The sequence below is a fragment of the Acidovorax sp. KPB24-07 genome, assembly GCF_057543315.1.
This window is the reverse complement of sequence record NZ_BAAJYS010000002.1, coordinates 55,356-82,227: the sequence shown is the minus strand read 5'-3', so window position 1 is coordinate 82,227 and position 26,872 is coordinate 55,356. Positions and strand designations below refer to the sequence as shown.

General features: G+C 65.6%; 21 protein-coding genes and 1 pseudogene. 9 read left to right on the top strand and 13 right to left on the bottom strand.

Translation table 11 applies throughout. From position 1 onward, the window contains the following. Positions 1-1,500 (bottom strand): annotated as a pseudogene (locus tag AC27IQ_RS00850) (PD-(D/E)XK nuclease family protein); the annotation flags it as partial. 109 nt (positions 1,501-1,609) lie between these two features. Between AC27IQ_RS00850 and trxA the strand changes: the two are divergent. Continuing rightward, positions 1,610-1,942: a thioredoxin TrxA gene (gene trxA, locus AC27IQ_RS00845; RefSeq protein WP_272568977.1), complete on the top strand. Its 333-nt coding sequence runs from the start codon at positions 1,610-1,612 to the stop codon at positions 1,940-1,942. Positions 1,943-2,206: 264 nt separating this feature from the next. Next, complete coding sequence (gene rho / locus AC27IQ_RS00840; RefSeq protein ID WP_272547856.1) at positions 2,207-3,469, top strand: transcription termination factor Rho; 1,263 nt, start codon at positions 2,207-2,209, stop codon at positions 3,467-3,469. Positions 3,470-3,577: 108 nt separating this feature from the next. On the opposite strand, the gene AC27IQ_RS00835 is transcribed toward rho, so the two are convergent. Further along, on the bottom strand, positions 3,578-4,987 hold the full coding sequence (locus tag AC27IQ_RS00835) for a CoA transferase (protein WP_487087462.1): 1,410 nt from the start codon (positions 4,985-4,987) through the stop codon (positions 3,578-3,580). 100 nt (positions 4,988-5,087) lie between these two features. Between AC27IQ_RS00835 and AC27IQ_RS00830 the strand changes: the two genes are divergently transcribed. Beyond that, positions 5,088-6,302, top strand: a complete 1,215-nt coding sequence (locus AC27IQ_RS00830; protein ID WP_487087460.1) for a citrate/2-methylcitrate synthase — start codon at positions 5,088-5,090, stop codon at positions 6,300-6,302. On the opposite strand, the gene AC27IQ_RS00825 is transcribed toward AC27IQ_RS00830, so the two are convergent. After that, positions 6,266-9,733 (bottom strand): AAA family ATPase, encoded by a 3,468-nt coding sequence (locus AC27IQ_RS00825; RefSeq protein ID WP_487087458.1) that lies wholly within the window; start codon positions 9,731-9,733, stop codon positions 6,266-6,268. The genes AC27IQ_RS00830 and AC27IQ_RS00825 overlap by 37 nt on opposite strands. Beyond that, entirely contained in the window at positions 9,730-10,950 is a 1,221-nt protein-coding gene (sbcD, locus tag AC27IQ_RS00820) for an exonuclease subunit SbcD (RefSeq protein ID WP_487087456.1), read from the bottom strand. The genes AC27IQ_RS00825 and sbcD overlap by 4 nt, the downstream gene beginning before the upstream one ends. A 141-nt stretch (positions 10,951-11,091) precedes the next feature. On the opposite strand from sbcD, the gene AC27IQ_RS00815 reads away from it, so the two are divergent. From AC27IQ_RS00815 to AC27IQ_RS00805, 3 genes are all read left to right on the top strand, one after another. Beyond that, positions 11,092-11,352 carry a type B 50S ribosomal protein L31 gene (locus tag AC27IQ_RS00815; RefSeq protein WP_272568968.1) on the top strand — a complete coding sequence of 87 codons (261 nt, stop codon included), beginning with the start codon at positions 11,092-11,094 and terminating at the stop codon, positions 11,350-11,352. Between the two features lie 176 nt (positions 11,353-11,528). After that, positions 11,529-13,244, top strand: coding sequence for a hypothetical protein (locus tag AC27IQ_RS00810; protein ID WP_487087454.1), 1,716 nt, complete (start codon positions 11,529-11,531; stop codon positions 13,242-13,244). Beyond that, the gene (locus AC27IQ_RS00805; RefSeq protein ID WP_487087452.1) at positions 13,244-14,602 is read left to right on the top strand and encodes an MATE family efflux transporter; all 1,359 of its coding nucleotides are present in this window, start codon (positions 13,244-13,246) and stop codon (positions 14,600-14,602) included. The genes AC27IQ_RS00810 and AC27IQ_RS00805 overlap by 1 nt, the downstream gene beginning before the upstream one ends. On the opposite strand, the gene phoR is transcribed toward AC27IQ_RS00805, so the two are convergent. The 7 genes from phoR to pstS all read right to left on the bottom strand — a co-directional run bounded on the left by phoR (position 14,565) and on the right by pstS (position 21,235). Beyond that, positions 14,565-15,938 carry a phosphate regulon sensor histidine kinase PhoR gene (gene phoR, locus AC27IQ_RS00800; protein ID WP_284403800.1) on the bottom strand — a complete coding sequence of 458 codons (1,374 nt, stop codon included), beginning with the start codon at positions 15,936-15,938 and terminating at the stop codon, positions 14,565-14,567. The two genes, AC27IQ_RS00805 and phoR, sit on opposite strands and share 38 nt — an antisense overlap. A 53-nt stretch (positions 15,939-15,991) precedes the next feature. Further along, a complete protein-coding gene (gene phoB, locus AC27IQ_RS00795) occupies positions 15,992-16,699 on the bottom strand; it encodes a phosphate regulon transcriptional regulator PhoB (RefSeq protein WP_272568962.1) in 708 nt (235 codons plus the stop codon). A 16-nt stretch (positions 16,700-16,715) separates the two neighbouring features. Beyond that, positions 16,716-17,417 carry a phosphate signaling complex protein PhoU gene (gene phoU, locus AC27IQ_RS00790; RefSeq protein ID WP_272547863.1) on the bottom strand — a complete coding sequence of 234 codons (702 nt, stop codon included), beginning with the start codon at positions 17,415-17,417 and terminating at the stop codon, positions 16,716-16,718. Positions 17,418-17,428: 11 nt separating this feature from the next. After that, entirely contained in the window at positions 17,429-18,211 is a 783-nt protein-coding gene (gene pstB, locus AC27IQ_RS00785; protein WP_272547864.1) for a phosphate ABC transporter ATP-binding protein PstB, read from the bottom strand. 19 nt (positions 18,212-18,230) lie between these two features. Beyond that, a complete protein-coding gene (gene pstA, locus AC27IQ_RS00780; protein ID WP_272568960.1) occupies positions 18,231-19,112 on the bottom strand; it encodes a phosphate ABC transporter permease PstA in 882 nt (293 codons plus the stop codon). After that, positions 19,109-20,098: a phosphate ABC transporter permease PstC gene (gene pstC, locus AC27IQ_RS00775; protein ID WP_487087448.1), complete on the bottom strand. Its 990-nt coding sequence runs from the start codon at positions 20,096-20,098 to the stop codon at positions 19,109-19,111. Before pstC ends, pstA begins: the two co-directional genes overlap by 4 nt. Before the next feature lie 96 nt (positions 20,099-20,194). Then, a complete protein-coding gene (gene pstS / locus AC27IQ_RS00770; protein WP_284428543.1) occupies positions 20,195-21,235 on the bottom strand; it encodes a phosphate ABC transporter substrate-binding protein PstS in 1,041 nt (346 codons plus the stop codon). Between the two features lie 193 nt (positions 21,236-21,428). Between pstS and AC27IQ_RS00765 the strand changes: the two genes are divergently transcribed. The 3 genes from AC27IQ_RS00765 (at position 21,429) to AC27IQ_RS00755 (ending at position 24,061) form a co-directional block, all read left to right on the top strand. After that, positions 21,429-21,923: a fasciclin domain-containing protein gene (locus tag AC27IQ_RS00765; RefSeq protein ID WP_284428544.1), complete on the top strand. Its 495-nt coding sequence runs from the start codon at positions 21,429-21,431 to the stop codon at positions 21,921-21,923. Between the two features lie 125 nt (positions 21,924-22,048). Next, complete coding sequence (locus AC27IQ_RS00760; protein ID WP_317360263.1) at positions 22,049-23,527, top strand: Ppx/GppA phosphatase family protein; 1,479 nt, start codon at positions 22,049-22,051, stop codon at positions 23,525-23,527. A 264-nt stretch (positions 23,528-23,791) separates the two neighbouring features. Continuing rightward, complete coding sequence (locus tag AC27IQ_RS00755) at positions 23,792-24,061, top strand: hypothetical protein (protein ID WP_317357754.1); 270 nt, start codon at positions 23,792-23,794, stop codon at positions 24,059-24,061. 51 nt (positions 24,062-24,112) lie between these two features. On the opposite strand, the gene AC27IQ_RS00750 is transcribed toward AC27IQ_RS00755, so the two are convergent. Together AC27IQ_RS00750 and ppk1 are read right to left on the bottom strand one after the other, a co-directional pair. Then, on the bottom strand, positions 24,113-24,577 hold the full coding sequence (locus AC27IQ_RS00750; RefSeq protein ID WP_284428546.1) for a SixA phosphatase family protein: 465 nt from the start codon (positions 24,575-24,577) through the stop codon (positions 24,113-24,115). Beyond that, complete coding sequence (gene ppk1 / locus AC27IQ_RS00745) at positions 24,574-26,862, bottom strand: polyphosphate kinase 1 (protein ID WP_487087445.1); 2,289 nt, start codon at positions 26,860-26,862, stop codon at positions 24,574-24,576. The genes AC27IQ_RS00750 and ppk1 overlap by 4 nt, the downstream gene beginning before the upstream one ends. Positions 26,863-26,872 lie beyond the last annotated feature (10 nt).

Below are 26,872 nucleotides of genomic sequence, written 5' to 3'. Positions count from 1 at the left end.
GGGGGGCTCCGGAGCGGGCGGCAGGCGCTTTTCGTCGCAGCCGGGCACCACCAGCGTGGCGAACGGGCGCGCCAGGATCTGCGGCAGCGGCACGACGAACACCGAGGCGCTGCCGTCGTGGCCGGGCCGGTAGCGTGCGGCTTCGAGCACCTCGTCCACCCAGCGCGTGAACTCGGCCAGCGCCATGGGCCGCCCGGCGCTCGCCAGCCCCTCCAGATCGGAGGGCAACCCGTCCTGCAGCCGCAGCTCTGCCAGCACGCGCTCCCCCGCGGCGTCGGCCTGCAGCGCCTCCCATTGCCCCGTTGCCTGCAACAGTTCGCGCAATGCGGCCAGCCATGCCGCCAACGGCCTCGCGGCCTGCCACGGCGTGCGCCAGGCCTGTACCTGAGCGATGAGCGCTTGCACTGCAGCCGCTGCAGGCGGCATGGCATCGCTGCGTTCCTCGATGGCCGTCCAGTGGCCGGTGCCGGCCCTGCGCAGCCATTTCTCGGCAGCGCCCACCGCCTGGGGACTGGCGGCCGGCACGTGCTTGAGCCAGTCCAGCACCGCGTCGGCGGAGGCGTTCCAGGCACATGCCCGCAGCGCCACCATGGCATGGGACGCCGCGCGCGTGGTGGACAAGGTCCAGCCGTTTTCGTCGTGCACGGCCACCCCGCGGCCCTGCAGCAGCGCGCTGATGCGGCGCGTCAAGGCCCGGTCGATCGCGGCCAGGGCCAGCGGCGCGTGGCCCTGCGCCAGGCGGTGCAGCACGCACGCCGCCGCGCGTTGGGCTTCATCCTCGGCATCGGTGGCCTCGTGCAGGAACACCTCGCCGAGCGCGGGCAACGCCGTTTCAGGTGGCTCACCGAGCGGCAGGGACAGCGCGCGGTCGCCCCACCGGGAGCAGAGCGTCTTGGCCAGCGGATCGGCCTGGAAGCCGCCGAACACGACCAGCGCATCCACGGCCGATTGCGTGCCCGGATCGAACAGCACGTCCGTTGCGTGGCGGGAGGCCAGCACCCATTCGAGGGCGATGCGCGCCACCGCCGCCTCGTAGCGCAGTGCCGCGCCGTCGCCTGCGGGGGGCATCGATTCGCGCGCGCCCACCGCCCAAGCGTCGCGCTCGGACGGCGGCACGGCGCAGACGACGCTGGCCAATTGGGCCGCCGCCTCCAGCAGCGGCGCGGCCAGCACGTCGCGCTGCTCGGTCAGGCCGACCCGATCGAGCAACGCGCGCGCCGTGAGGGTGTCGCGCCCCATGTCGTGCGAGAGATCGTCGCCTTCCGGCACGAACGGGGCGATGCGGGAGGCCCAGTTCCGGGTGGTCTCGAAACGCGGCGCGAAGCCGTCGGGCACGCAGCGCGCCCATTCGCGCTGCGCCTCGGCCATGAGCTGGGCGTACGGCACCAGCACCACGGTGGCCGCGGGGTGCGCGCCAGTGCGCCGGATGTGGACCTGCACCCGGTCCAGCACCGGGCCCCAAACGCTGCCGGGCGCATCGTTTTTCGCTATGACTGTCATAGCGGTGGAGGCCGCGGCCACACCGTGGGGCGGGAAATATCTTTCTGTCACAATCCCCTGACTTTATCCGGACCCGCCCACCTCAACTTGCTCCACAAAGGAATGTGCCATGGCAAGCGAACTCATCAAACACCTTTCCGACGCCAGTTTTGAAACCGATGTGCTGCAACCGGGCACCACGGTGCTGGTGGATTACTGGGCCGAATGGTGCGGCCCCTGCAAAATGATCGCGCCCATCCTGGACGAAGTCGCCAACACCTACAAAGACAAGCTGACCGTCGCCAAGATGAATGTGGACGAGAACCGCGAAGTGCCTGCCAAGTTCGGCATCCGCGGCATCCCGACCCTCATGCTGTTCAAGGACGGCCAGCTGGCCGCCACCAAGGTTGGCGCGATGAGCAAGACGCAGCTCACCGCGTTCATCGACCAGCAATTGGCCTGATTGGTGGCTTTCGGGGCTGGCGCGGGCGGCGGCCTGGTCCGCAGCACGCCACCCCGCCCGCAAGCATTGTTCGATGGCAGCGATCTTGCTGCCCGGGCCTTGGCAAACCGGTTTTTTTTCCTGTCATAATCGCCGCAGATCATCGCGTCCGCATGCACTGGCGGCCGGTTCCAGATCCCCAGGCCATCCGAGGTCCGCAAACAGCGGCAGCCCGGCTCCCGGCCTCCCCCCTGATTCAAATCCGCTCCGTTCAGGAGTCACCCCATGCATTTAAACGAACTCAAGGCACTGCACGTGTCCGAAGTGCTCAAGCAGGCCGAAGAGCTGGAGATCGAGAACACCGGGCGCATGCGCAAGCAGGAGCTGATGTTCGCGATCATCAAGAAGCGCGCAAAGGCCGGTGAGCAGGTCTTCGCCGACGGTGTGCTGGAAATCCTGCCGGATGGCTTCGGCTTCCTGCGCAGCCCCGACACGAGCTACACCGCCAGCACCGACGACATCTACATCTCGCCCAGCCAGGTCCGGCGCTTCAACCTGCACACCGGCGACATGATCGAAGGCGAAGTGCGCACCCCCAAGGACGGGGAGCGCTACTTTGCGCTGACCAAGCTCGACGCGGTCAACGGCGGCCCGCCGGAGCAGAACAAGCACAAGGTCATGTTCGAAAACCTGACGCCGCTGTTCCCCAAGGAGCAAATGAAGCTCGAGCGGGACATGAAGGGCGAAGAGAACATCACCGGCCGCATCATCGACATCATCGCCCCCATCGGCCGCGGCCAGCGTGCACTGATCGTCGCACCGCCCAAGAGCGGCAAGACCATGATGATGCAGCACATCGCGCACGCCATCACCGCCAACAACCCCGACGTTCACCTCATGGTCCTGCTCGTTGACGAGCGCCCTGAAGAAGTGACCGAAATGCAGCGCACCGTGAAGGGCGAAATCATCGCCTCCACCTTCGACGAGCCTGCCGCACGCCATGTGCACGTGGCCGAGATGGTGATCGAGCGGGCCAAACGCCTGGTCGAATTGAAGAAGGACGTGGTGATCCTGCTGGACTCCATCACGCGCCTGGCCCGTGCCTACAACAACGTGGTGCCCTCCTCCGGCAAGGTGCTGTCGGGCGGTGTGGATGCCGCTGCGCTGCAGCGCCCCAAGCGCTTCTTCGGCGCGGCGCGCAAGGTGGAAGAAGGCGGTTCGCTGACCATCATCGCCACGGCGCTGGTCGACACCGGCAGCCGCATGGACGAAGTGATCTTCGAAGAATTCAAGGGCACGGGCAACAGCGAAATCCACCTGAACCGCCGCCTGTACGAAAAGCGCGTGTTCCCAGCCATCGAGCTCAACAAGAGCGGCACCCGCCGCGAAGAGCTGCTGCTGCCGCCCGAGATCCTGCAAAAGACCCGAATCCTGCGCCAGTTCATGTACAACATGGACGAGATCGAGTCGATGGAGCTCATGATCAAGAACATGAAGGCGACGAAGACCAATGTGGACTTCTTCGACATGATGCGCCGCGGCGGCTGATTTTTTGCCGTCCGTACTGGGTGGCTTGCGCCGCTCCCGTGTACATCCAAAAGCCCCGCAGGCCATCCGGCCTGCGGGGCTTTTTGCTGAAGGCGGTAACCTCCCCGCTCAAGTACCGGACCACGCGGCGGCGGACGATCCCAGCGCAGGTGCAGGCAGCTCCCAGCGCATCGGCATGCCCTCGATGGACAGCGGCACCAGCAAGCGCCTGGCCGGCCCCCAGGCGGTGGCTTCGATCTCCGGAGACTGGTCATGCAAGGCCTCGGGCAACAGCGGCTCCCGGTCCAGCGACGACGGCGCCTGTGCCAGCCAGTGGGCGGTTCGCGCCAGCGACGCACGCACCTCGCAGCCAAGGCCGGTCTGCCGGCGATGCGCCAGCGCCTTCAGGGCGGCAGCCGCGATCAGGTAGCTGGTGGCATGGTCGATGGCCTGCACGGGCAGTGGCACCGGCACCTGCCGCCCGGTCCGGCGCATGCCTTCCTCGGCAATGCCGGTACTCATCTGAATGAGGCTGTCGAAACCCCGGCGTCCGCGCCACGGGCCGCTCCACCCATAGGCGTCGAGCGAGACATCGATCAATCCGGGATGGACCGCGCGCCGCCATGAAACGCCCAGCCCCAGCCGCTCCAGGGCCTGTGGCCGCAGCCCGTGTACCAACACATCGGCCTGGCGCAGCAAATGCTCGAACACCGCGCGGTCGGCGGCCTGCCTCAGGTCCAGGCGCGCGCAGCGCTTGCCCAGAACCACCTCGGGCACGGTGCCGGGCTCTTCCCAGCCCGGCGGGTCGATGCGCAGGACCTCGGCACCAAAGCCAGCGAGGAAACGCGTCGCCACCGGCCCCGCGAGGATGCGGGTGAGGTCCAGCACACGCACGCCATGCAGCGGGCGCTGCACCGTTCCCACCCAGGCGCGCGCAGGCCCCTGCGCGCCAAAGGCCATGTGGAGCAAAGGCTCCGCCTGGACAGCCTCTCCCTGCGGATGGGATGACCATTCGTCCAGGCTTCGCATGGCCGCGGCACAACCGCCCTGCTCCACGATGGCGGACTCCAGATCGCTCGCACGCCAGCGAGCGACCGCCTGGGCCGCCGACTCCCGATCGGTCACCCCGCCAAGCACCGCCAGCGCCGCGGTACGGTGATGCGGCGCATTGGTGTGCAAGCGGATCCATCCATCCGCAGCGCGGTAGTCGCCTGCGATGGCATCCCACAGCGGTGCCAGGGCCCAGCCGATCGGACGCAACGACCCGCCGAACCAGAAGGACGCCAGCCGCCGGTCCACCCGAACCTGTGGCAACGGTGCGCGGGAAGGTGCCGCAACCTCCGCCAATGCGAGGCCGGCCACCGCCATCGAGGCACTGGCCAGGTCGGTCACGGGAAAGACCGATGGCAACTGCCCTGCGCTCGTGAAAGACAGCGCATCCATCGGATCGGTTGTGCCGCCCAGGCACTTCCACAGCGTGCGCGCGAAATGGGTGAGTGGCGCAGAAGGGGGCAAAGGAGCGCCGGAATGGGGGGACATGGTGGGCCTCAAAAACGATGCATCAGCCTAGATCAACCCATTAAATTGTCAATATTGATTTATATTTTCAACATGAAACCATTCCACACCAGGAGTCCCGATGCCTGTCTATCTCTCCGCCCCTGAGGCCGCAGCCCGCCTCGGTGTTTCCCGACAGACGCTCTACGCCTATGTGAGCCGGGGCCTGCTGCCAGCCCACGCGGGCGACAGCACCCGCGAGAGCCGATACCTGCAGCAGGACGTGGAACGGCTCGCCGGCCAGCGCACGCGGGGCCGCAAGCCGAAGGAGGTGGTCAAGGCGGCGCTGGACTGGGGCTTGCCGGTGCTGGAGTCCTCCATCACATTGATCGAGGATGGGCAGCTTTACTACCGTGGAGAAAACGCCATCCCGCTGGCAGCCGCCTGCACCGTGGAAGACCTCGCAGCCCGGCTGTGGCGCTGGCCCACCGCATCCGCTTTCGGCTCCGACACGCCTGCCTGGCCCCGGGCCATGGCGGCATTGCAGCCCTGTCTGGCCGGGCTGCGGCCCGAAGACAAGCTGCTGCCGCTCTTTGCCGCGGGCAGCGAGGACGTCCACACCGCTGTGTGGCAGACGTCGCCCGAGCGGCTGGCACAGGGATGCGGTGCGCTGGTGCGGCTGCTGGCCGCGTGCCTGCTGGGCACGGCACCCGAAACGGCCCCGATCCATCAACAATGCGGCGCGGCATGGGGGCTGGATCCCAAGGGGGCGGACCTCGTCCGCCAGGCGCTCGTGCTTTGCGCCGACCACGAACTCAACGCGTCCAGCTTCACCGCCCGGTGTGTGGCCTCCACTGGCGCGAGCCTGCGGGCCGCGGTGATCGGTGGTCTGGCCGCGCTCACGGGCAGCAAGCACGGCGGCACCACCGCACGCGTGGAAGCCCTCTGGGACGAGTTGGACAACGCCGTGCCAGAACAACGCCTGCGGCAGCGCCTGGCACGGGGAGAGGACCTGCCAGGCTTCGGCCACCACCTTTATCCGCAAGGGGATGTGCGCGCCGAATGCCTGCTGCGCCCACTGCTGCCGCACAACGAACGCTTGCAGCGCTGGATCGCGGAGGCCCAGGCCTTGACAGGCCAACGGCCTTCGATCGATTTGGCGCTGGTCGCCCTTCGGCGCCATCTGGCGCTTCCGGAAGGAGCGGCCTTCGGCCTGTTCGCCCTCGGGCGGTCCATCGGCTGGGTGGCCCATGCGCTGGAGCAGCGCGAAAGCGGGCAGCTCATCCGGCCGCGCGCTGCGTACAACGGACCGCGGCCGGCTCAGCCCACGGAGAATCGCCGCTCCAACGCGCTGTAGCCCAGGCCGACGCCCTTGTGCACGCGAATCTGCACGGGGATGCGTTCCTTGAGGGCCTCCACGTGGCTGATGATGCCGATGGTCTTTCCGCTGGCGTTGAGGGTGTCGAGCGCATCCAGGGCGGTCTCCAGTGTTTCTCCATCCAGCGTGCCGAATCCCTCGTCAAGAAAAAGCGAGTCGATGCTGGCCTTGTGGCTCACCAGGTCGGAAAGCGCCAGCGCCAACGCCAGGCTCACCAGAAAGCTCTCGCCGCCCGACAGGGTGCGGGTGTCGCGGGCCACATCGGCCTGCCAGGTGTCGATCACCTCCAGCTCCAGTTCGCCCGCAGAGCGGCGGCCCAGCCGGTAGCGCCCGTGCAGCCGCCCCAGTTGACGATTCGCCAGATGCACCAGGTGGTCCAGCGTGAGGCCCTGCGCGAACTTCCGGTATTTGGCGCCGTCTGCAGAGCCGATCAGGCCATTGAGGTGCTGCCACAGATCGTGGTCGGCCTCCTGGGCCTGGATCTGCGCCAACAGCGCTTGCAAGCCATCGCGGCGCTGCGCATCGTCTTGCAGCCGGCTCGCGATGGCGCCCTGCTGCTGCTGCGCCAAGGTGAGCTCGGCCTCCCACTGTGCCATCAGCGCGGCCAGATCCTCTGAACTCCGTTCGGTGAGCGGCAGGGATTGCAACTCCGCCAAGGCTGCTTCAGCGGCTGCCTGCAGGGCGTTCGCCTCGGCCAGCGCCTGCTGCCGCTGCGCCAGCTGTGCGCGCAGCGCTTCGCGCTCTGGCTCGCCCATGCCTGCCGCGCGAAAAGCGGTTTCATCGGCGAAGGGGCTGAGCGACAGCGCCTGCACCCAATCCTGCTCGGCCCGGACCTGGGCCTCCTGCACCTCGGCATGCCGGCGCTGCAAGGACTCCAGCATGCCTTGCAGCGTGGCCAGCTCGTTCTCTGCCGCACGCCAGAGCGCTTCGGCTTGTTCAACCGCCTGTGCCAAGTCTTCGGGCCCGGATTCGGCATCTTCCCGCAGCAGGGCATCGACTTCGGCCTGCGTGCCAGGCGCTCCCACGGCCGCACAGCGCTGGGCGGCCTCCCCCGCCATGTCGGCCACCTGTTTCAATGCCGATTCACTGGCCGTCAATGCCTGAAGGCGCGCCTGCGCCGCCTGCCACGCGCGATGTTCTTGCGCACGTTGTTGCAGCCAGTCTGTCCCATCGCTGGGCAGCATGTAGCCCAACGTTTGCAATTGGTCCGCCAGCGCCGCTTCGGCCTCGGCGTGCTGGCTCTGCTGCTGTTGGAGGTGCCGCGCCAACTCATCCGCTCGCTCTCGGGCCGCCTGCAGATCCTTGTCCGACAGGGCCCGCTGCTGAAGCGCCCCGCGCTCGGCCTGTTCGGCCTGTTGCCATGCGGACAGCGTCTCATCGAGCCGCGTTCGTGCCTGGACGATCTCCGCCCATTGCTGTTGCGCGGCTTCCAGCGCTGCCGCGTGCCGGGCCTGGGCGTCGGCGATGGCCTGGGCGTCCACGGCATCCACCGGCCAGTCGCTGGCCGCGCAGCACGCCTGCCACTGCGTCAGCCACTGTGCCAAGGCCTGCTCTCCTTCAGCGATCTGCTGCGCCGCCTGATCGCTCTGCGCCTGCAGCCCGGCCAAGCGGGAGCGCCGCGCCTGCCCTTGCTCGGTCACCTCGTCGCGCTGTGCGCGCAGCGTCTCCAGTGCGGATTGGGTCGCGGAAACGTCCAGCGCCTCGTAGGCTTCGATAGCGGGATGGGTGGTCGATCCGCACAGCGGACAGGCCTCGCCCGGCTGCAAATGGCTGCGATGCGCCTCCAGGGCCTGAATGCGCTGCTCTTGCGCCAGGAGCTTTTCCTGGTCCTGCACTTGCCGGTGCAGGCTGGCATAGCGATCGCGCAGCGACTGCACGGCCTGCGCTTCGTCCGCCTCCTGCCGCTGCCGCTCCGTCTGGGCCGCCATCCATTGCGCCTGGCGCGTTCGGGATTGCTGCCATGCGCTCAGGCTCTGGCCCAGGCGCTCCCAGGCATGGCTGCGCTCCAGCAGTTGCAACGGGGCATCGCGCCATGCGGATTCTTCACGCCCCATCGTCAGGCGCTCATGGGCCTGGCGCGCTGCCTCGGCCTCCTGTTGCGCCTGGTTCAAGGCCGCAGCAGCACGTTGGCATGCCTGTTCATGGCCGGCGCGCTGCGCCTCCAGCGCCTGAGACTCACTGCCTTGTTTTTCCTGGCGCACCCGGGCTTCGGCCAGTGCCTGCAGCCGGTGCGCACGGGCGCCGAATTGCTCGCGCCATCCGCTCAACCATTCCCCCAGTTGGGCGTGCTGGGGCACCGCCGCGAGTTCTTGGGACAGCGTCTCGCGGGCCCGCACAACATCCTGCCATTCGTCTTCGCGCAACCGGGCCAGGCGCTGGCTGTCGCGCTGCACCTGGCGAAGCGCTTGGGCGCAGCGATCCACCGCCTGACCATGCCGCACCTGCGCGTCATCCCGTTGCCGAACCACGGCCACCGCCTCATGCAACGCGGCCTGCCATGCGGCATGGACCGGCTGCAGCCGCGCAGCGGGCTCGCTGGCGGCAAGGCGCAGGCGTTCTTCGGCACCGGCATCCCATTCGGCCTGCGCTTGCTCCCGATGCCGCACCGCCTCGTCACGCCGCATCTGGGCGCGGTCCTTGTCCGCCAGCCACTGGCACTCGCGGGCGGTGGCCTGTCGCTGCGCCTGCAGCGCCTCGGCATGCAAGGCAAGGCTGCCGGCTTCGCCCGCCAGCGTGGCGCGCGTGGCCTCGTCCAGCAACTCCACGCCGCCGGCACGGGCCCGCAGTTGCTCCAGCACCGTGCGCGCGTCCCGCGCACTCTCGAACACCCGCTGCGAAATCTGCCCGTAGATATCGGTCCCCGTCAACTCCTCCAGCAACTCCGCACGCTTGCCAGCGCTGGCTTCGAGGAAGGCCGCAAAGCCGCCCTGCGCGAGCAGCATGGACCGGGTGAAACGCTCGAAATTGAGCCCGGTGAGCACTTCCGTCTGGCGCAGCTTGTCCTGCACCCTGGTAGTCAAGATTTCGCCTCCGCCTCCGCCTTCGCCGCGGACCTGGGCCACCAATTCCACCTGCACCTGCTGCAAGGCCCCGTCGGGCTTGCCGTGTGCCCTGCGCTGGCTCCAAAACGACCGGTAGCGGGCGCCGCGAACTTCGAACTCCACTTCCGCCAGGCATTCCGCGGTGTGCCGGGTCATGACCTCGTTGCCCCCTTGGGACACGCCGGCGATGCGCGGCGTCTGGTGGTAGAGCGCCAGGCAGATCGCATCGAGGATGGTGGTCTTGCCCGCCCCGGTGGGGCCCGTGATGGCGAACAGGCCGTTGCCGGCGAAGGGTGCCGTGGTGAAGTCGATGCGCCATTCGCCTTTGAGCGAATTCAGGTTCTTGAGGCGCAGGCTCAGGATTCTCATGGCGCGGGCCTTTCCTGCAGGTCCGCCAGGACGGTCCGATACAGCGCCGAAAGCCGCTCCTGCAGTGCCGGTTCGAGCGATTGGGCCGCCAGCCGGCGGGCAAAGACTTCTGCGGGGCCCAGTTCATCGAGGGTTTCTCCCTCAGCGGCATCCAGCGCGGTGGGAAGCACATTGCGGGCCCTGCGCACACGCAGGATCTGGATCGGCAGGCCTTCCGCCATCTGGGCCACGCGCACCTGCAGATCGGCAAGGTAGTCGTCATGGGCCACTTCCACCTCGACCCAAACCGGCAACGAATCGCTTGCGCTGCCGGCGGCAGCGGCAAATGCCGCCGGCAGTTCCGACAGGCGGCCGCGCACGCTGGCCAGCGGCTGAAAGCAGGGCACCGGCAGCGGCGTCACGGACTTCAGGCCCGCCAGGTCGAAATCGACCAGCAGCACTTCCTTGCGCTGGCGCGCCTCGTCGAAGCTCAGCGGTATCGGCGATCCGCTGTAGCGCACATGCTCCAGCCCTCCGACCTTTTGCGGCTGATGGATGTGGCCCAGGGCGATGTAGTCGGCTGGTGGAAACGCGTTGGTGGGAAAGGCTTCCAGCGTGCCCACATAGATTTCGCGCACCGATTCGCTGGCGCTGGCGCCAACGGTGGTGAGGTGCCCCGTCGCCACAATGGGCAAGCCGCCCAGCGCGGCGCTGCGCTCGACGGCCAGGGCATGCAAGGCCTGGTAATGGGCACGGATGGATGCCTGCAACGCCAACTGCTTGTCGGCCGCGCTTTGCCCGGGCTGGCTCAGCAGCAGGTCCCGCGGGCGCAAGAAAGGCACGGCGCACAGCACCGCTCCCGGCACGCCAGCGCGGGTTTGGAGCACCAGCACCTGGTCCTCGGGCCGCTCCGCCATGCCTGGCACCACCCGCGTATTGAGATGCGCGAGCAAGCTGCGGCTTTCGCCGAGCACGGAAACGGAGTCATGGTTGCCGCCCAGCACGACGAATTGCGCCCCGGCGTCACGCAACGCCAGCACGCAGTGGTTGTACAGTTCGCGCGCATAGCTTGGAGGGGCGCCGGTATCGAAGACGTCGCCTGCCACGATCACGGCGTCCACTGCTTGCGCGCGGACCTGCTGCGCCAGCCAGTCGATGAAAGCCAGGTGTTCGGCTTGTCGTGTCTGGCCCATGAAGTGTTGGCCCAGATGCCAGTCGGAGGTATGCAGGAGGCGCAATTCGTGGCTTTTGGAGAAGTTCTGGAATGGCAATGGTCTCACTTTGGCAGGCCTATGCAATAATCGAAGGCTAATTTCCGCGGAAAGTGCGACGCAATGGGTGCGGCGTGGCTACCGCAGCAGCCCTGAAAGGACCATGCCATGAAAGAAGGCATTCACCCCAATTACCGCGAAGTGTTGTTCGTGGACCTGTCCAACGGTTTCAAGTTCGTGACCCGCTCCTGCGTGAACACGAAGGAAATGGGCAAGACCGATGACGGACGCGAACTGCCTCTGTTCAAGCTGGACACCTCCAGCGAATCGCATCCCTTCTACACCGGTACGCAAAAGTCCGTGGACAACATGGGCGGCCGCGTGGAGAAGTTCCGCAACCGCTTCGGCAAGACGACCGCAGCGAAGTAATCGGCGGACAACGATGTGTGCAGGCCCTGGCCTGCGGTGCCGCAAGGCAGCCGGCCTGCTACCGCAGGCCGACAACACCGTTTGAAGAAAGGCAGCCCGGCTCGACCGCGCTGCCTTTTTCTTTGTCTTTTTGCCCGTATTCTCGGGCGTCCTTTTCCGTCACCAGAACGAGCCGAGTGATCCACCCCACCCCTGCCATCGTCACCCAAGGCGCAGTCCGCCCGCTGCCGCGCTGGGCGCTCTTGCTGCTGTGCCTGGCGTATGTGGTGCCCGGGTTCGTCATGCGAGACCCCTGGAAGAACGCCGACGTCACCGCGTTCGGCTACATGCTCGAGCTGGCGCACGGCACAACGGCGTGGCTGTCCCCTTCGCTGGCCGGAATGCCCCCCGAAACGGAAGGCCTGCTGCCCTATTGGCTGGGGGCGCTGGCCCTGCAGATCGCCCCCTCCTGGCTTTCACAGGAAATGGCAGCGCGGCTGCCCTTCATTGCCCTGCTGGCAGCCACCCTCGTAGCCACCTGGTACGGCGTTTACTACCTGGCAAAAAGTCCGGGTGCCCAGCCGGTGGCTTTTGCATTCGGCGGCGAGGCCCTGCCCGCCGACTACGCCCGCGCCATGGCCGACGGCGGATTGCTGGCCCTGCTGGCCTGCCTGGGCCTGGCGCAGCTGTCGCACGAGATCACCAGCTATCTCACCCAACTGGCCTGCACCGCCCTGCTGTTCTTTGCGGCATCGGCCCTGCCCTATCGCACCGCACTGCCCACGGCGGCCGCCGCGCTCGGGCTGATCGGACTGGTGTTGAGCGGGGCGCCCACCATGGCCGCCCTGCTCGGCGCGGGCAGCGCCTTGCTGGTGCTGCGCACAGCCGACCACGAACCGCGTTCGAGCCGCACCTGGGCGCTGGCCTTGCTGGGCCTGACGGTGGTGGCCGCCTTGCTGGCCTGGAAGCTGAACCTCTGGCGCTGGCGCATCGTGGGCAGCGCAGAGGGCGCGAAGGATTGGCAAAGCCTGCTGCGCCTGCTGACCTGGTTCGCGTGGCCGGCCTGGCCGTTGGCATTGTGGACCCTGTGGCGCTGGCGCCACCAGATCACCAGCCGCGCCATGCACCGCCATCTGCTGCTGCCGTTGTGGTTCACCATGGTCACGCTGGGCGCCACCATCACCACCCAGCCCGCCGACCGCGCCTTGCTGCTGGGGCTGCCGGCCCTCGCGGCGTTGGCGGCGTTCGCGCTGCCCACACTGCGCCGCGCCATCGCTTCGCTGATCGACTGGTTCACCCTGCTTTTCTTCAGTGCTTCCGCCATCACGATCTGGGTGATCTGGCTGTCGCTGCAGACGGGCGTGCCGTCCAAACCGGCGGCCAACGTGGCCCGTTTGGCTCCCGCGTTCGTGCCGCACTTTTCGGCGATTGCTTTCACCCTCGCGCTGATCGCCACCGCGGCATGGTGCGCTCTAGTGTGGTGGCGTGCCTCGCGCGACCGGGCCGTGATCTGGAAGAGCCTGGTGCTGCCTGCCAGCGGCGCCACGCTGGGCTGGCTGCTGCTGATGACGCTCTGGCTGCCACTGCTCGACTATGGTCGCAGCTATCGCCCGCAGATCAACAGCCTGATGGCCGTGCTGGGCCCGCAGCCAGGCTGCATCATCACCCATGGCCTGAGCCGCGCCCAAGTGGCGGCGCTCCAATACCACGGCGGCCTTTCGCTGCAGCCGACCGACGGCCGCCGGCTGCCGGCTGCGTCCGATTGCCAGTGGCTGGTGGCCGACAGCGAAGCCCAGCCACCCGGCGGCGATATTGCCTCGCCGCCAGAGTGGTCGCGAGTGACTCAGCTCCCCCGGCCCACCGACAAGAACGACCAACTGTTGGTGCTGCGGCGCGCGGCAACGCGGCGGTAATGTCCGAACGCGCCACCATCGCGCGGCATGCCGGCACCGTGCTGGCCGGGCAGCTGGCGGTCATGGCGTTCGGCGTCACCGACACCATCGTGGCCGGCCGGCATTCCGCCGCCGCCCTGGCGGCCCTGTCAATCGGGTCGGCGATCTACGTCAGCATCTATGTGGCGCTCATGGGCGCGCTGCAGGCCCTCCTGCCGGTCTGGGCCGAGCAGCGCGGAGCGGGAGAACGGGAAGGCATCGGCCGAACGGTGCGGCAGGCGCTGTACCTGTGCGCCATCGCCTGCGCGATGGGCATCGTGGTGCTGGTGTCGCCCGGCGCCATCCTGCGGTGGACCCAGGTACCCGAAGCGTTGCGCGCCGTGGTGGGCAGCTACCTGGGCGTGCTGGCGCTGGCGCTCCCCCCGGCCCTTCTGTTCCGGATCTACAGCACGCTCAACCAGGCGCTGGGGCGCCCCCAGCTGGTCACCTGGCTGCAGGTGGGCTCGCTGCTGGTCAAGATTCCCTTGTCGATCTGGTTCACCTTCGGCGGTGCCGGGCTTCCAGCGCAGGGCGCGGTGGGCTGCGCCTGGGCCACCCTGGTGGTCAACTACGCGCTGCTCGTTGTGGCGGCCTGGCTGCTCAACACCCAGCCGCTGTACGCGCCGCTCGCCCTGTGGCGGCGGCTGGAAAAACCGGACTGGGCGCAGATCGGCCGCTTCGCCCAATTGGGCGTCCCGGCGGGGCTGGCCATTCTGGTGGAGGTGACGTCATTCACGCTGATGGCGCTCTTCATCGCCCGGCAAGGCAACATCGCGGCAGCAGCGCACCAGATCGCGTCCAACCTCACCGCCGTGCTGTACATGGTGCCGCTGTCGTTGTCCATTGCCACCAGCGCACGGGTGAGCTTCTGGCGCGGGTCGGGCGACGAATCCCGCGCCCGTGCGGCAGCCTGGATGGGTTTTCGCCTCTCTGCCGTAATAAGTATTGCCTTGGCAGCTATTCTTTTCATAGCAAAAGGGCATATCGCACCGTTCTACACGTCTTCGGACCAAGTCGCCTGGCTCACAGCCTCACTGCTGGTCTGGGTATCGATCTATCACGTCGCCGATGCGCTGCAAACGGTCTGCGTTTTCGTCCTTCGCTGCTACCGCATCACGCTTGCGCCGCTGGTCGTCTATTGCGTGCTGCTGTGGGGCGGCGGACTGACCGGAGGTTACCTGCTGGCCTACGAAGGTGCCCTGGGATGGGAGGCCCTTCGATCACCATCGGCATTCTGGGGGGCCAGTGCCGCGGCCCTCATCACGACCGCCATGGTGTTCGTCACGATGCTGGCCAGGGCGCTCAGGCCTGGGCAACCGCTCCCGCCTCCAGCACAGTGACCGGGCGACGGCTCTGCACCCGGCCCGCAGGAAAGGTGACGGAAAAGACCGAGCCCTTCCCTACCGTGCTCGAAATGTCGAGCGATGCCGAATGGCGCTGCAAGACATGCTTGACGATGGCCAGCCCCAGGCCCGTGCCCCCGGTCTCGCGCGAGCGGCTGCGGTCCACGCGGTAAAAGCGCTCCGTCAAACGGGGCAGATGCACCGCCTCGATCCCTGGACCCGTGTCGCGCACCGTAAAGCGTGCGCTGCCATCCTCCAGCGTCAGCCATTCGACGGTGATGGAGCCACCGGCAGGGGTGTACCGGACCGCGTTGCCGATGAGGTTGGACAAAGCGCTCTGCAACTCGGCCGGCACCCCACCCAGCTGGCCTGCCGCGCGCATGGTTTCCAGCGAAGGGAACTGGATCGTGTGCGGCCGGGGCTGGTTCTGGGTGAGCAAGGCGGACAGGCCCCGGGCCTCGTCCTCACAGCGACGCAGCAGCACCTCCACCGGTGTCCATTCAGTGATGCCGGGCAACGGGCTCCCTTCCAGGCGCGACAGGGTCAGCAGGTCCTGCACCACGCTTTGCATGCGTGCTGCCTGCTGCGACATCATGCCCAGGTAGCGGGAACGCTCTTCGGTGGAGAGCGGCAGCGTTTGCAGCGTCTCGACAAAGCCCGTCAACACGGTGAGGGGGGTTCGGATCTCATGCGACACGTTGGCGACGAAATCCCGGCGCATGGCTTCCGCCTGCTCGAGCGCCGTCACGTCGCGCGACAGCAGCAGTTTGCGCCCGTCGCCATAGGGGTGGAGGTGCACCGAGATGCGCACCGGCCGGGAGGCCGTGCTGTCGCGGCCCTGCAGCACGACATCGTGTGAGAAATCCTGGCTAGAGTAGTAAGCGCTGAAGTCCGGATCGCGCACCAGGTTGCCGATGGATTGCATGACGTCGCGCTGCGCGTCGAACCCGAACTGGCTGGCGGCGATGTGATTGCACCATTCGATGCGCCCCTCACCGTCCAGCAGCACCACGCCGTTGGGCGTGGCCTGGAGCGCCGCCAGAATTTCCTGCAGCCGTGCGTCGCTTGCGGCCACTTCCGCCTGGCTTTGGCGCAGCAGCCGCCGCGCGCGATCGGCCGCCTCGCCCCACAGGCCACGCAGGTTGGGCGCCCGGGCCAGATCGCCCTCACGCAGCCACGCCACAACGCGCGCGCCGCGCAACAAATCCCAGATGAACCACACCCAGGCCGCCAACGCCGCCGCCAGCATCGCCCCCCACGGTCCGCCCTGCCACCATCCCACAGCCAGACCCGCCAACTGAAAGGAGAAAAAGAAGAAAAAGCGCCAAGCCATGTCGTGCAGTACGGGTCAAAGGGCGCGGCGCGCCCGGCGCCGCAAAGCGAACGTCAAGCCCGCATCAGTGCCGGAGGCTGTGCTGTGAGGCGATACCCCGCGCCGCGCACCGTTTCCACCATGGCACCGGCCACGCCCAAGGCCTCCCGCAGGCGCTTGACGTGCACATCGACGGTACGCTCTTCAATGAAGACGTGGTCGCCCCACACCTTGTCCAGCAACTGGGCGCGGCTGTGAACGCGCTCGGGGTGCTTCATCAGGTAGTGCAGCAGCTTGAACTCGGTCGGGCCGATCTTGAGTTGCTGCCCCTGGAAGGTCACGCGGTAGGTGGCGGCGTCCAGCGTCAACTCGCCGATGGTCACGCTGTCGCTGACCTGTTCGGGCGCACGGCGGCGCAGCACGGCGCGGATGCGCGCCAGCAGCTCCTGGGTGGAAAACGGCTTGGTGATGTAGTCGTCGGCACCGGCATCCAGGCCAGCGACCTTGTCCGGCTCATCGCCGCGCGCCGTCAGCATGAGGATGGGGATGGGCTTGGTGCGCGCATCGGCGCGCCACTTGCGGGCGAGCGTGAGACCGCTTTGGCCGGGAAGCATCCAGTCCAGCAGGATCACGTCGGGCAGCACCGCGTCCAGCTCGCGCTGGGCGGATTCGCCGTCTTCCGACCAGATCGGCTGAAAGCCGTTGTGCCGCAGGTTGACCGCAATCAGTTCGGCGATCGCGGGTTCGTCCTCGACGATGAGTACACGGGGAAGTCTCTTCATGGCTATGCACCGCCCTTCAAAGCACGGCGGACTCGATCTGGTCCAGTGCAGTATGGCGCACGTCCTTGCCTTTGACGAGGTAGATGATCAGTTCGGCAACGTTCTTGGAGTGGTCACCGATGCGTTCGATCGCCTTGGCGAGAAAGAGCAGGTCCAGACTGGCCGAAATGGTGCGCGGGTCTTCCATCATGTAGGTGATGAGCTTGCGCACGAAGCCGTCGAATTCCTTGTCGATGAGGTCGTCCTCCTTGAGGATCGCCACGGCCGCCTTGGTGTCCAGGCGGGCAAAGGCATCCAGCGTCTTGCGCAGCAGGCCGGAGGCCAGATCTGCCGCCACCCGCAGATCGCTGGTGGGCAGCAGCCGGGCAGAGCCGCTTTCGATGATGGACTTCACCATGCGCGCCATCTTGTTGGCTTCGTCGCCCATGCGCTCAAGATTGGCGGTGGCCTTGGAGAAGGCGATCAGCAGGCGCAGGTCACGCGCGGTTGGCTGGCGGCGCGCGATGATGGACGACAGCTCGTGGTCGATCTCCACTTCCATCGCGTTCACGCGGTGCTCGGTGGCAGCCACCTGGTCGGCGGCTTCCACACTGAACTGCGAGAGTGCGTAGATGGCCTGGCGGATCTGCGATTCCACCAACCCACCCAGTTCCATGACGCGGGCGGAAATGCTGTTGAGTTCGCTGTCGAACTGCGAAGAAAGGTGCTTGTCGGGCATGTTGTCGCTCCTCAGCCGAACCGGCCGGTGATGTAGTCCTCGGTTTCCTTGCGCTGCGGCTTGAAGAACATCTGTTCGGTTTCGCCGAACTCCATCAAGTCGCCGAGGTACATGTAGGCCGTGTAGTCGCTGCAGCGCGCAGCTTGTTGCATGTTGTGCGTCACGATGACCACGGTGTAGTCGTTCTTGAGTTCTGCAATCAGCTCTTCGACCTTGGCGGTGGAAATGGGGTCCAGCGCCGAGCATGGCTCGTCCAGCAGCAGCACTTCGGGCTTGATGGCAATGCCACGGGCGATGCACAACCGCTGCTGCTGCCCGCCGGACAGGCCGGAGCCGCTCTGATGCAGCTTGTCCTTCACTTCATTCCACAGGGCCGCCTTGCGCAGCGCCCACTCCACGCGGTCGTCCATGTCGGTGGCGTTCAGGCTCTCGAAGAGCTTCACGCCGAACGCGATGTTGTCGTAGATCGACATGGGAAACGGCGTGGGCTTCTGGAACACCATGCCGACCTTGGCACGGATCAGCGCCACGTCCTGCTTGCTGGTGAGCAGGTTCTCACCGTCCAGCACGATCTGGCCTTCGGCGCGCTGCTCGGGATACAGCTCGAACATGCGGTTGAAGGTGCGCAGCAAGGTGGACTTGCCGCAGCCCGACGGACCGATGAAGGCAGTGACCTTCTTCTCCGGAATATCGAGGTTGATGCCCTTCAGGGCGTGGAACTTGCCGTAGTAGAAATTCAGGTCGCGGACCGTGATCTTCGGCGTCTCGGACACAGCGGGCGTTGGGGAGGGCATGGTGTCTTCCTTGTATTGCTTACTTCTGGCGCGTGAGCACGCGGGCCAGGATATTGAGGCCGAGGACGGCGACGGTGATCAGGAACACCCCTGCCCAGGCGAGCTGCTGCCAGTTCTCGTAAGGGCTCATGGCGAACTTGAAGATGGTGACCGGCAGGCTGGCCATGGGCTTGCCCAGGTCGGCATTCCAGAACTGGTTGTTGAGCGCCGTGAACAGCAGCGGTGCGGTCTCCCCAGCGATGCGGGCCACTGCCAGCAGCACACCGGTGATCACGCCGGCCCGGGCAGCACGCAGCGTCACCATGGTGATCACCTTCCACTTCGGCGTTCCGAGCGCATAGGCCGCTTCGCGCAGGCTGGCAGGCACCAGCACCAGCATGTTCTCGGTGGTGCGAATGACCACGGGAATCACGATGAGCGCCAGCGCCAGGATACCGGCATAGGCGGAAAAGCTCTTGAACCGGGCCACGACCACCGCGTACACGAACAGGCCGATGACGATGCTGGGCGCCGAGAGCAGGATGTCGTTCACGAAGCGGGTCGTGGAGGCCAGCCAGCCGCGCGTGTCGTACTCGGCCAGGTACACGCCGGCCATGATGCCGATGGGGGTGCCGACGAACGTGGCGAGCGACACCATCACGAGCGAGCCGAAGATGGCGTTGGAGATGCCGCCGACCTCGTTGGGCGGGGGCGTCATCTGGGTGAAGAGCGCCAGGCTGAGTCCGCCGATGCCCAGGCGGATGGTCTCCCAGAGAATCCACACCAGCCAGAACACCCCGAACACCATGGCGGCGAGCGAGAGCGTCAGGGCAATGTTGTTCACACGCTTGCGGCTGTCGTAGCGGCGCTGGCGCACCTGCGCCATTTCAGCGGCCGTGATGAGGGTTTGCGACGTGCTCATGCGCGGGTTCCTTCGTTCTTTTGCAGTCGGGACAGCAGCACCTTGGACAGGGCCAATACCACGAAGGTGATGAAGAACAGCACCAGGCCCAGGTAGATGAGTGAGGCCTGATGCAGGCCTTCGCCGGCTTCTGCGAACTCGTTGGCCAGTGCGGAGGTAATGCTGTTGGCGGCTTCGAAGACCGACAGCGAATTGAGTTGGTTCATGTTGCCGATCACGAAGGTCACGGCCATCGTCTCGCCCAATGCACGGCCGAGGCCCAGCATCACGCCCCCCAGCACACCCGTCTTGGTGTAGGGCAGCACAACCTTCCACACCACCTCCCAGGTGGTGGAGCCCAGCCCATAGGCCGATTCCTTGAGCAGCGCAGGGGTGACTTCAAAAACATCCCGCATCACCGCTGCGATGAATGGAATGATCATGATGGCCAGGATGATCCCGGCCGAAAGGATGCCGATACCGACCGGGGGGCCGGACACCAGGGCGCCCAGATAAGGAATACCGCTGAACAGCGACTGCAGCGGCTGCTGGACCCAGGTGGCCAGAATGGGGCCGAACACCATCAGGCCCCACATGCCATACACGATGGAAGGAACCGCCGCCAGCAACTCGATAGCCGTGCCCAATGGACGCTTGAGCCAGGCGGGCGAGAGTTCCGTCAGGAACAGCGCAATGCCGAAGCTCACGGGAACGGCGATGAGCAACGCGATGAACGACGTGGCGAGCGTGCCATAGATCATCACCAAGCCGCCGTAGTCGTTCTGCACGGGGTCCCACACGCTGCGCGTGAGGAAGGTCAGGCCGTACTTCTCGATCGAAGGCCAGGCACCGACCACGAGCGACAACAAAATACCCACGAGCAGCGCCAGCGTGAGCAGGGCCGCACCGCGGGCGAGAAAGCCGAAAACCCGATCGGCCATCACGCCCGACAGGAGCGGCGACCGCGGGGGCGGCGTGGTACGGGGAGCCTCGGCGCGAACCGGCATCGAGGACGACTGACGTACTGGCATGGTGCTGGACACTGCTGTGCCTTCCATAAGAAAAAACGAACTGGTGGCCCGCGTCGGCGGGCCACCATGGGATCACTTCAGCGAAACGGCTTTGCCGGAAGTGTCCTTGATGTCACCCCAGGACTTGATGATGACGTTCTTCACGGAGTCAGGCATGGGCACGTAGTCCAGGTCCGCCGCCGTCTTGTCGCCCGACTTGTAGGCCCACTCGAAGAACTTGAGCGAGGTGGTTGCCTGCGCGGGCTTGTCCTGCGTCTTGTGCATCAGGATGAAGGTGGCACCCGTGATCGGCCATGCATCCTTGCCTGGCTGGTTGGTGAGGATCTGATAGAAGCTCTTGGCCCAGTCGGCGCCGGCAGCGGCGGCCTTGAAGGCGCTGTCTTCCGGCGACACGAAAGCGCCGTCCGCATTCTGCAGCTGGACGTAGTTCAGCTTGTTCTGCTTCACATAGGCGTATTCCACGTAGCCGATGGAGTTCGGCAGACGGCCCACGAAAGCGGCAACGCCTTCGTTGCCCTTGCCGCCGGCGCCGGTGGGCCAGTTCACCGCGGTGCCCTCACCCACCTTGGACTTCCACTCGGCATTCACCTTGGACAGGTAGTTCGTGAAAATGAAGCTGGTGCCCGAGCCGTCCGCACGGCGGACGGGAGCGATGGCGGCGTCCGGAAGGTTCACGCCGGGGTTCAGCGCCTTGATGGCCGCATCGTTCCAGTTCGTCACCTTGCCCAGGTAGATATCGCCCAGCACTTGCCCACTCAGCTTGATCTGGCCGGGCGAGATGCCCTTGATGTTCACCACGGGAACCACGCCACCAATCACGGTGGGGAACTGCAGCAGGCCTTTCTTGGCCAGTTCATCGTCTTTGAGGGGCGCGTCGGACGCACCGAAATCCACCGTCTTGGCTTCGATCTGGCGCAGACCGGCACCCGAGCCCACCGACTGGTAGTTGATCTTGACGCCGGTGGCCTTGTTGTAGTCGGCTGCCCACTTGGAGTACAGCGGTGCGGGGAAACTCGCGCCAGCACCCGTGGCTTCCTGCTGGGCCCAGGCGCTGGAAAAAGCGCCGGCCGCGACCACACCAGACACCAGAATCCGAATCACAGACAGTTTCATGTAGGAACCTCTTGGTTGAAAGAATCAGTGAGGCGACTCTAGAAGCGCTTTATGACACCATCGTGACACCCCCTGCAAGCTGTCATTTGCGATTTTCAGAGGCACATCCGTCTTTGCTTGTCACGCAATCGTCATCATTGCTGCGTAGCCTCCGGCGCACCGACACCGTCGGCAACCCTTCGGAGAACCCAACATGTACCGCCGCTACGTCTTTCCTTTTCTGCTTGCTGCCCTGACTGCCGCGACGCTGAGCGCTTGTGCCACGGGCCCCAGCGCCTCCAGCCCCATTCCCGCCGCGCTGGCGGCAACCCCCTCCATCAGCACCTTCCGCACGCTGGCCACGCAAGCCGGTCTGGCGGATACGCTGGCTGCCAACGGCCCTTACACGGTCTTCGCCCCTTCCGATGAAGCGTTCAAGGCTGTGCCAGCCAAGACCATGGCAGAACTCCAGGCTGATAAATCCAAGCTGCAGGCGGTCTTGAACTACCACATTGTTCCCAAGCGGCTGAAGGCGGCCGACATCCAGCCTGGCTCGGCGAAAACCCTGCAAGGCAGCGAGATCACACTGTCGCGCGCCGGCACCTTCGTGACCGTGGAAGATGCGATGGTCGTTCAAGCCGACATTCCCGCCAGCAATGGGGTGGTGCACGTGGTCGACCGCGTGCTGATGCCACCAGCCAAGAAGTAACTGAATCGACATTGCAGGAGGGGCGGCATCCCCTGCCCTTCCTGGCACAGCTCCGATGCGCCATCGACTGGAGAGGCAGGTGCTATGCTGCCCCGCCTGAAAACCAGCGCGCCTTGCGCAACAACATGCACGACGGAACACTGCTTGCCGCTGTGGATCTCGGATCCAACAGCTTTCGCCTGGAAATCGGGCGTTTCGAACACGGCCATATCCAGCGTGTGGAATACCTCAAGGAAACGGTTCGCCAGGGCAATGGCCTGGATGAAGACCGCAACCTGACCCCCGAGGCGATGCAGCGTGGTTGGGACTGCCTTGCCCGCTTTGCAGAACGCCTGACCGCCTTCGAACCCCATCACGTCCGCGCCGTCGCCACGCAGACCCTGCGGGAAGCGCGCAATCGCGAGGTGTTTCTCCAACGCGGCAGCGACATCCTGGGCCACCGGATCGAGGTGGTTTCGGGTCCTGAAGAAGCCCGCCTGATCTATCAAGGGGTCGCTCGGCTGCTTCCGCAGTCCGACGAACGTCGGCTGGTCGTGGACATTGGCGGAAGATCCACCGAACTGATTCTGGGGCAGCAATTTTCGGCGCGTGCCGTCGCATCCTATCGGGTGGGCAGCGTGGCCTGGTCCAGCCGGTATTTTCCGGAAGGCATCTTCACGCCCCAGGCATTCCGGACGGCCGAGATTGCGGCCCAGGCTGTGCTGGACGAAGCGCTCAACATCTACCGGCCGGACACCTGGGACGTGGCTTACGGGTCGTCTGGCACGGTCGGGGCGGTGGGGGACGTTCTTGCCGCGGCAGGCCATCCCGGCGGACTCATCACGCGCCAGGGGCTGGATTGGCTGCAGGAGCAACTGCTGCGTGTCCGTTCCGCAGACAGGGTGCGCATGGAGGGGCTCAAGGAAGAACGCCGCAGCGTGATCGGCGGCGGCCTCAGCGTGTTGCGCGCCATTTTCGAGTTACTGCAGATCGATCAGATGCAGGTGGCGCAAGGGGCATTGCGCCAAGGAGCGCTGTACGACCTGCTCGACCGTGAACTGCCGGAAACGGACTTGCGATCGTCCACGGTGCGAGGGCTGATGCACCGGTTCGCGGTGGACATCGATCACGCGGAGCGGGTGGCAAAGACGGCCTGTTGGTTGTTCACGCAAGCGTGCCGCAAGCCCTGCGAACGTGCCGAGCGGAAACTGGCCTGGGCCGCGCAGTTACACGAAGTGGGATGCCGCATTTCTCACAGCGAGTACCACCACCATGGCGCGTACATCCTGGACCATACCGACGCCGCCGGCTTTGCGGTATGGGAACTGCACCGGCTGGGACTGCTGGTGAAAGGCCATCGGGGGAAGGTCCGCAAGCTCGAAGCCGACCTTGACGATCCCGACCTGGCGCTGCAGTTGGTCTGCCTGCGCATCGCCGTGGCGCTTTGCCACGCCCGCCGCACGCCCGACATGCAAGGGTTGTCGCTTTCCCAGCAGGGCAATCGATTCGCTTTGTCCACACGCCCCGGCTGGTCGGCCGCGTATCCACAGTCCGCTCATCTTCTTCGAGAAGAAAGCACGGCCTGGATCAAAACGCCTTGGGAGTTCGCCGCCGAGCTGCAATGATGGACAAATCGTTGTATGAAACGGTATAAACTGTATATACCGTTTTCTCATTTAACCGATATGCCCAGTACCTCAGACGTTTCCGCCGCTTCTGCCTCGAACACTGCAGAAACCGCTGCTCCTGCAGCGAGTGCAGCCCTTTCAGCCAAGCCCGCCCCACGCAGCAAGGCCGCTGCTTCCAAGAAGGCCCCGGCCCGCAAGGCGGCTGCCCAGCCCGCTGCGCCCAGCGCGGCCCGTGACCCCAAGGCCAAGAAGCCCAAGCTCATGCGTGACAGCTTCACCATTCCCAAAGACGAGTACGCTGCCATCGAAGCACTGAAGCTGCGCACCGGGCAACTGGGCACGACTGCCAAGAAGAGCGAATTGCTGCGCGCGGGCCTCAAGCTGCTTTCTGCGCTGGGTGACGATGCATTGGCGAAGGCGCTGCAGGCCGTTCCGTCCATCAAGACCGGTCGCCCAAAGGCGCAAGCGCCTGCGCAGCCTGTACCAGCCGCGAAGAAGGCTGCCAAGCCGGCGAAGACAGCGCGCAAGTAAGCCAGGAGCCCTCGGCGCCGGTTGGCCCTGGCACCCATGGTGGTGTTGGTCTCAGAGAAAATCCGGGGACTGCACGGCCAGCAGGATGGTTTCCGTGGTCTCCGGCCGTTGCCGCTGACGCAGCCACCACACCGACCCTTTGCGGATCGCACATTCCGGTGCCTGCAAGGCCAAAAGGCTTGCAACGGCTTGGCCCAACACCGGCTGATGCCCCACCACCAGTACGGCGCCGCGCGACTTCGGCCATTGCGCCAGTTCCAACAGTTCCTGCGGAGTGCCACCAGGCAATAGCTCGGCGCGCAGTTTGTACTTGCGCCCCAGGGCCTTCGCAGTGGCCTCGGTGCGGCGAGCGGGGCTGGACAACACGCGCAACCCATCGGGCAGTTGCCGATCCAGCCAAGCAGCCATGCGCGCCGCTTGCTTCTCTCCGCGGGCGGTCAAAGGACGATCCAGATCGTCTTCTCCCTCACGGAGTTCTTCAGCCTCCGCGTGGCGCCAGAGGATCAGATCCATCATGCCTTGGAACTGCCGCCGCCGTGGGCCATTGTTCGGCCCGCCGCCGCAGCATAGCGGTCCATCAGGGCTTTTTGCGCACCTTTACCAGACACGGGATGCGGCGCGCGCTCATACGTACCGTCGGGCTGCAGAGTCCAGGCGTCCCGATCGTCCCGCAGGTAAGCCACCAGGCATTCATCGATGATGCGCTGCCGCAGTTCCTTGTCGGTGATGGGCCAGGCCAACTCCACACGACGCAGCATGTTGCGGTTCATCCAGTCCGCGCTGGACAGATACAGATCCTCTGATTTGCCCGCCCGGAAATAGAACACCCGGGTGTGCTCCAGAAAACGTCCGATGACCGAACGCACCCGAATGTTGTCCGTGATGCCCTTGCGTTGCGCCGGCAGCATGCAGGCACCCCGCACGATGAGATCGATGCGCGCACCTTGCTGCCCCGCCTTGATGAGCGCGCGCATCAGCACATCGTCCGTCAGGGCATTCATCTTGGCCACGATGCGGGCATCGTCGCCCTTGGCCGCGGACTCTCCCACCCGCTCGATCATGTCCAGCATGTGCTGCTGCAAATGGAAAGGCGCGAGCACCAGCTTGCGCAATTTGGGCAGCTTGTTCTGGCTCGCCAGATGATTGAACACCGCATCCATGTCGGCGGTGACTTCGGCATCGGCCGTGAAATAGCTCAGATCGGTGTACAGGCGGGCGGTCCGCGGGTTGTAGTTGCCCGTGGAAAGATGGCCGTAGCGGCGCAGGTGCCGGCCTTCGCGGCGCGTGACCAGCAGCATCTTGGCGTGTGTCTTCAAGCCCACCACACCGTACACGACCTGCGCCCCGATGGACTCCAGGGCTTCCGCCCAATTGATGTTGGCCTCTTCGTCGAAGCGCGCCTTCAATTCCACCACCGCCATGACTTCCTTGCCGCGCCGGACGGCCTCCCGCAGCAACTCCATCAATTCCGAATCGGCTCCCGTGCGGTAAATGGTTTGCTTGATGGCAAGTACCTGCGGGTCGTTGACCGCCTCGCGCAGGAACGCCAGCACGGCGTCGAAACTCTCGAAAGGCTGGTGGGCCAGCACATCGCGCCGACCGATCTGTTCGATGAGCGAGCTTCCCGACTGGATTTGACGTGGCCATACGGAACGCCATGGAGGAAACAGCAGTGCCGGATCGTTCACCAGGTCCACCAATTGCGAGAGCCTGACCAGATTCACCGGGCCATGCACGCGGTACAGCGCCGCATCGGGAAGGGCAAACTGCAATTGCAGAAAATCTGACAAGAACCGCGAACAGCTCGATGACACCTCCAGCCGTACCGCTTGGCCATAGTGGCGGTGCTCCAACCCCTGACGCAGCGCCGTGCGCAGATTGCGCACATCGTCTTCATCCACGGCCAGATCGGAATGGCGCGTGACACGGAACTGGGAAAACTCGGTCACTTCGCGCCCGGTGAAGAGCTCTGCCAGGTGTGCCCGCACAATGCTGGACAGACTGACAAACTGCGCTCCTGTCACGGCCACTTTGGCGGGCATGCGTATCAGGCGCGGCAAGACGCGAGGCACCTTGACGATGGCAATTTCATTCTCGCGTCCAAAGGCATCGTTGCCTTTCAAACGCACGATGAAATTCAGCGACTTGTTGGCGACCTGCGGGAACGGATGCGACGGGTCCAGGCCGACCGGAATCAGCAGAGGACGAACCTCCCGGTCGAAATACTCGTTCACCCAGCGTCTCTGTGCCCCGGTACGGTCGCCGTGGGAGACGATGTGGATGTTCTGGGCTGCAAAGGCCGGGGTGAGCGAGTCGTTGTACAGCGCGTATTGCCGCGCGACAAGGTCATGGGCTTTGGCAGCCAGCTCCTCGAACGAAGCGACGGTATACGGGCCTTTGGTATCGCCGTTCTGAGCGGCAGTCAGATGGGCCGCGGCACGCACCTCGAAAAATTCATCGAGATTGGAAGAAACGATGCAGAGGTATCGCAAACGCTCGAGCAGCGGCACATCGACCCGGGCGGCCCAGTCGAATACCCGCTCATTGAAAGCAAGAATGCTGTGGTCGCGATTGAGAAAATCAGGATCGGAGTTCAACGATTTCTCTGGCAAAGGGGGCACATTGGCCCCCTCGACTTCCCCGTTAGGCACAGCAGATTGAAGAGACGATTCGGGGAGAGGCTCGGAAGGCGACGGCATGGCTGCTTTGGAAGGGATGGGTTCCACCCCAGTATTGGCAGTCACCATGACATTTTCATGACATTCCGGTGAAGGCGTCACGGAAGGTTTGCTGATGTTCATGACAGATAAG